Source organism: Limosilactobacillus pontis DSM 8475 (assembly GCF_001435345.1).
GTDB lineage: Bacteria > Bacillota > Bacilli > Lactobacillales > Lactobacillaceae > Limosilactobacillus > Limosilactobacillus pontis.
Genome location: NZ_AZGO01000007.1, coordinates 1 through 217, shown reverse-complemented (window position 1 = coordinate 217; position 217 = coordinate 1). Strand labels below are relative to the sequence as shown.

General features: G+C 38.2%; 1 protein-coding gene. It reads right to left on the bottom strand.

What is annotated here, in order from left to right:
• On the bottom strand, window positions 1-217 hold a 217-nt coding region (locus FD34_RS08275), incomplete at both ends, for an IS66 family transposase zinc-finger binding domain-containing protein (protein WP_420865315.1).

Here is a 217-nt window from a genome sequence, read left to right as displayed (position 1 = left end):
CTACTGGAAACATAACTGTGAGGCAATAATGATTGTGGCATCTGGCTACTAATGATCATATCTTTACCATCTTCGTCACAGTCATTACATTTATAGCTTTCTTGGTATAAATTCACACAGTACAACTCAGCAGGCTTTAGCCGGACTTCGCGGCTATACAAATGATTACCAATCTTTTTCATCTGTTCATGGCACTTTGGACAATCCGTATTAGTTA